At 67.7% G+C, this 3,177-nt stretch carries 5 protein-coding genes; 4 read left to right on the top strand and 1 reads right to left on the bottom strand.

The annotated features are described in order from the left end of the window. The first annotated feature begins 65 nt into the window (after nucleotides 1-65). Nucleotides 66-338, top strand: coding sequence for a pyrroloquinoline quinone biosynthesis peptide chaperone PqqD (gene pqqD, locus Q0672_RS19725; protein ID WP_298625000.1), 273 nt, complete (start codon nucleotides 66-68; stop codon nucleotides 336-338). Further along, nucleotides 338-1,468 (top strand): pyrroloquinoline quinone biosynthesis protein PqqE, encoded by a 1,131-nt coding sequence (gene pqqE, locus Q0672_RS19720; RefSeq protein WP_298624998.1) that lies wholly within the window; start codon nucleotides 338-340, stop codon nucleotides 1,466-1,468. The genes pqqD and pqqE overlap by 1 nt, the downstream gene beginning before the upstream one ends. A 15-nt stretch (nucleotides 1,469-1,483) precedes the next feature. Here pqqE and Q0672_RS19715 read toward each other — a convergent pair whose 3' ends face one another. Next, nucleotides 1,484-2,299 carry an endonuclease/exonuclease/phosphatase family protein gene (locus tag Q0672_RS19715; protein WP_298624996.1) on the bottom strand — a complete coding sequence of 272 codons (816 nt, stop codon included), beginning with the start codon at nucleotides 2,297-2,299 and terminating at the stop codon, nucleotides 1,484-1,486. Between the two features lie 22 nt (nucleotides 2,300-2,321). On the opposite strand from Q0672_RS19715, the gene Q0672_RS19710 reads away from it, so the two are divergent. Beyond that, nucleotides 2,322-2,858, top strand: coding sequence for a GNAT family N-acetyltransferase (locus tag Q0672_RS19710; protein WP_298624994.1), 537 nt, complete (start codon nucleotides 2,322-2,324; stop codon nucleotides 2,856-2,858). 72 nt (nucleotides 2,859-2,930) lie between these two features. After that, a partial coding sequence (locus Q0672_RS19705) for a GTP-binding protein (protein ID WP_298624992.1) occupies nucleotides 2,931-3,177 on the top strand: 247 nt, incomplete at its 3' end.

The raw sequence follows: 3,177 nt of genomic DNA, 5'->3' as shown, positions 1-3,177 counted from the left end.
GGCCAGACATTCCAGCCGGCGCTCCACGGGGCTTGACTGGGATAACAGTATCTACGCGAGAGACCATGCCTCCCACCACCCGCCCCGCCATCAACCGCCTCTACCGCTTCCAGTGGGAGCCGGCCCAGCAGGCCCACGTGCTGCTCTACCCCGAAGGCATGGTCAAGCTCAACCAGAGCGCCGGCGAGATCCTCAAGCGCTGCGACGGCCAGCGGGACGTGGCCGCCATCGTGGCCGACCTGGAAGCCACCTTCAACGCCACCGGCCTCGGCCCCGACGTGGAGGCCTTCCTGACGATGGCCGAAGCCCAGAACTGGATCGTCTGGAACCCCGCGTGATGGAAACCCTGCTCGTCCCCGCCGCCCGCCCTGGCCCCCTGTGGCTGCTGGCCGAAGTCACCTATCGCTGCCCGCTGCACTGCAGCTTCTGCTACAACCCGGTGGATTTCGCCCAGGCCGGGCCCGAGCTCTCCACCGACGACTGGCTGTCGGTGATCCGCCAGGCCCGGGCGATGGGCGCGGCGCAGTTCGGCATCTCGGGCGGCGAGCCGCTGTTGCGGGACGACATCGAGATTCTGGTGGCCGAGGCGCGCAGCCTTGGCTTCTACACCAACCTCATCACCTCCGGCGTGGGCCTCACCGAGGCGCGCCTCGCCGCGCTCAAGGAGGCCGGGCTCGACCACATCCAGCTCTCGTTCCAGGACGCCACCCGTGAGGCCAACGACCTCATCACCAACACCCGCACCTTCGACCTCAAGCGCAAGGTCGCCGACCTCACCAAGGCCGCCGGCTACCCCACGGTGATCAACTGCGTGCTCCACCGGGGCAACATCGACCACCTGGACCGCATCATCGAGATGGCCGCCGAGATCGGCGCCGAGTTCCTCGAGCTCGCCAACACCCAGTACCACGGCTGGGCCTTCCTCAATCGCGCCGCGCTGATGCCCACCGAGGCCCAGCTGGCCGAGGCCGAGCGTGTCACCGAACGCTGGCGCCAGAAGCTCGGCAAGGCCATGCGCATCCTCTTCGTCACGCCGGATTACCAGTCGAAGAAGCCCAAGAAGTGCATGAACGGCTGGGGCGAAGTCTTCCTCGCCATCACCCCGGACGGCCTCGCCCTGCCCTGCCACACCGCGCGGATGCTGCCGGGGCTGGATTTCCCCGACGTGCGCCAGCACAGCATCGAGTGGATCTGGCGCGACTCGCCGCTCTTCAACCGCTACCGGGGCACCGCCTGGCTGCCCGAAACCTGCCAGCGCTGTGAAGATAAAGAAAAGGACCACGGCGGCTGCCGCTGCCAGGCCTTCATGCTCACCGGCAACCCGGACGCCACCGACCCGGTGTGCCCCAAGTCACCGGATCACGCCCTCGTCACCACCGCGCTGGCCGCGGCGGAGCAACCCGACAACACCCGCCCGCTGGTCTTCCGCGATCCGAAGGAATCCCGCCGCCTCGCCCGGCCGTTCTAAACGGGGCAACGCCGCTCAGGCGATCTCCAGATGCAGCGAGGCGTGGTCCGACACGTCTGAAAGAAAGCCCGCCTGGGCGGTGCCCGTCAGATCGGGCCAGCCCTTCACCTTCACCTGGGGCGCATCCGCCGCCGTGCCGAAGCGACTGAAGCTGAGGGACGCCGACGCGATGGCGTGATCGAGGTTGGATTCCCCCGCCGAGCCCTTCCAGGTGGCGGGCCGGTCCTTGGTCAGCAGCTGCATCCCGGCGCCTTCCGCTGCCTCGGCCAGCGCGGCGATCTCGGTGGGCGCATCCACCCGCAGGAACTTCTTCGCCGGCCGCGGGAACATCAGGCCCATGGTGTTCAGGTCGCCCATCACCACCAGCCGCGAGCTGCCCTCACCGCCCAGATTGCGGTCGAGCGCCGCCTTGAGGCTCCAGGCCTTGTCGAACATCTCGACCCGGTTGCCGAAGGCCGGCGCGTCGGTGCCGCTGTCGGTATGGAGAAACAGCAGGTTGTACCAGACCCCGCCGAGCTTCACGCTCAGCAGTGCGCCGGGCCGCAGGCGGTCGTTGCCCACATCGAACTCCCGCTTCTGGGAGAACACCGCCTGCTCGAAGGCCGTCCGCCGCCAGCCCACCAGGATCTCCTGCACCTGGGGCCCGTCGGTCAACGCGAAGTCGTAGCCGGCAAACGCCTGTTCCATCAGCGCGCGCACGTTCACGTTCTCGATTTCCAGCAGGGCAAAGACATCCGGCTTCTGCTTCTTGATGTGGCTGGCCACCTTTTTCAGGCGGGTCGCACCGCCCTTGAAATGCTCGATGTTCCACGACAGGACCGAAAACTTCATGCGCATGTCTCCAGGCAGGGGAATGCCTCCGATTGTCGCACCGCCGCTGCAACACCGCTGCAACAAGGCCGCGCTCCAATGCATGTCCCGCCACCGGCCCGCCAGGGGACACATCATCAAGGACGACATCCTCATCAGCCCGATGGACGACGCCGACCGCGAAGCCGCGGCGGACGTCCTCCTCGCCGCCTTTGCCGACCCGGACCGCTACAGCCGCGAGCGTCTCATCGACCAGCTCGCGCCCGCGCCGATGCCCTTCTACCGCCAGTTCTTCATCGCCCGCCAGCAGGGCGAGCTGGTAGGCGTGGGCGGCATCAAGGCGGCCGATTGGGCCAGCGAGACCCACATCCTGTATCTCTCCGCCGTGGCCGAGCAGGCCCGCGGCCAGGGCATTGCCCGGGCACTCATCGCCACCCGCATCGCGTGGCTGATGGAAAACTTCGAACACGGCCGGCTGCTCGTCTCCACCGCCCGCAGCCGGCGCTTCAACCGGCTGGGCTTTCGCATGGCTGGCAAGCACGACGCCGGCGGCCGACGCCTGATGTTGCTCGAGTTCTAAGCCCACACGGCCACCGGCCGGAGCGCATCGCCCTGTATAATCGCGGGTTTTTCGCATTCGCCGTATCCCGCCATGTCCGCAGCCGTCCAGCAAATCGCCCGCCGTCGCACCTTCGCGATCATCTCCCACCCCGACGCGGGCAAGACGACCCTGACCGAAAAGCTGCTGTGGTTCGGCGGCGCGATCCAGGTCGCCGGCGAGATCCGCGCCCGCAAGGCCGCGCGCCACGCCACCTCCGACTGGATGGAGCTGGAAAAGCAGCGGGGCATCTCGGTCACCTCGTCGGTGATGCAGTTTCCGTACCGCGACTGCGTCATCA

Origin of the sequence: uncultured Zoogloea sp. (genome assembly GCF_937894855.1) — a bacterium.
In the GTDB taxonomy this organism is placed as follows: Bacteria; Pseudomonadota; Gammaproteobacteria; order Burkholderiales; family Rhodocyclaceae; genus Zoogloea; species Zoogloea oryzae.
The sequence above is the reverse complement of the archived record's forward strand: the minus strand, read 5'-3'. Positions and strand labels throughout refer to the sequence as shown.

What these genes read in the sequence shown, in the direction of transcription:
- Q0672_RS19715 (WP_298624996.1), bottom strand. Translation starts at nt 2,299, where the DNA reads ATGAAGTTTTCGGTCCTGTCGTGGAACATCGAGCATTTCAAGGGCGGT.
- pqqE (WP_298624998.1), top strand. Translation starts at nt 338, where the DNA reads ATGGAAACCCTGCTCGTCCCCGCCGCCCGCCCTGGCCCCCTGTGGCTG.
- Q0672_RS19710 (WP_298624994.1), top strand. Translation starts at nt 2,322, where the DNA reads ATGCCTCCGATTGTCGCACCGCCGCTGCAACACCGCTGCAACAAGGCC.
- pqqD (WP_298625000.1), top strand. Translation starts at nt 66, where the DNA reads ATGCCTCCCACCACCCGCCCCGCCATCAACCGCCTCTACCGCTTCCAG.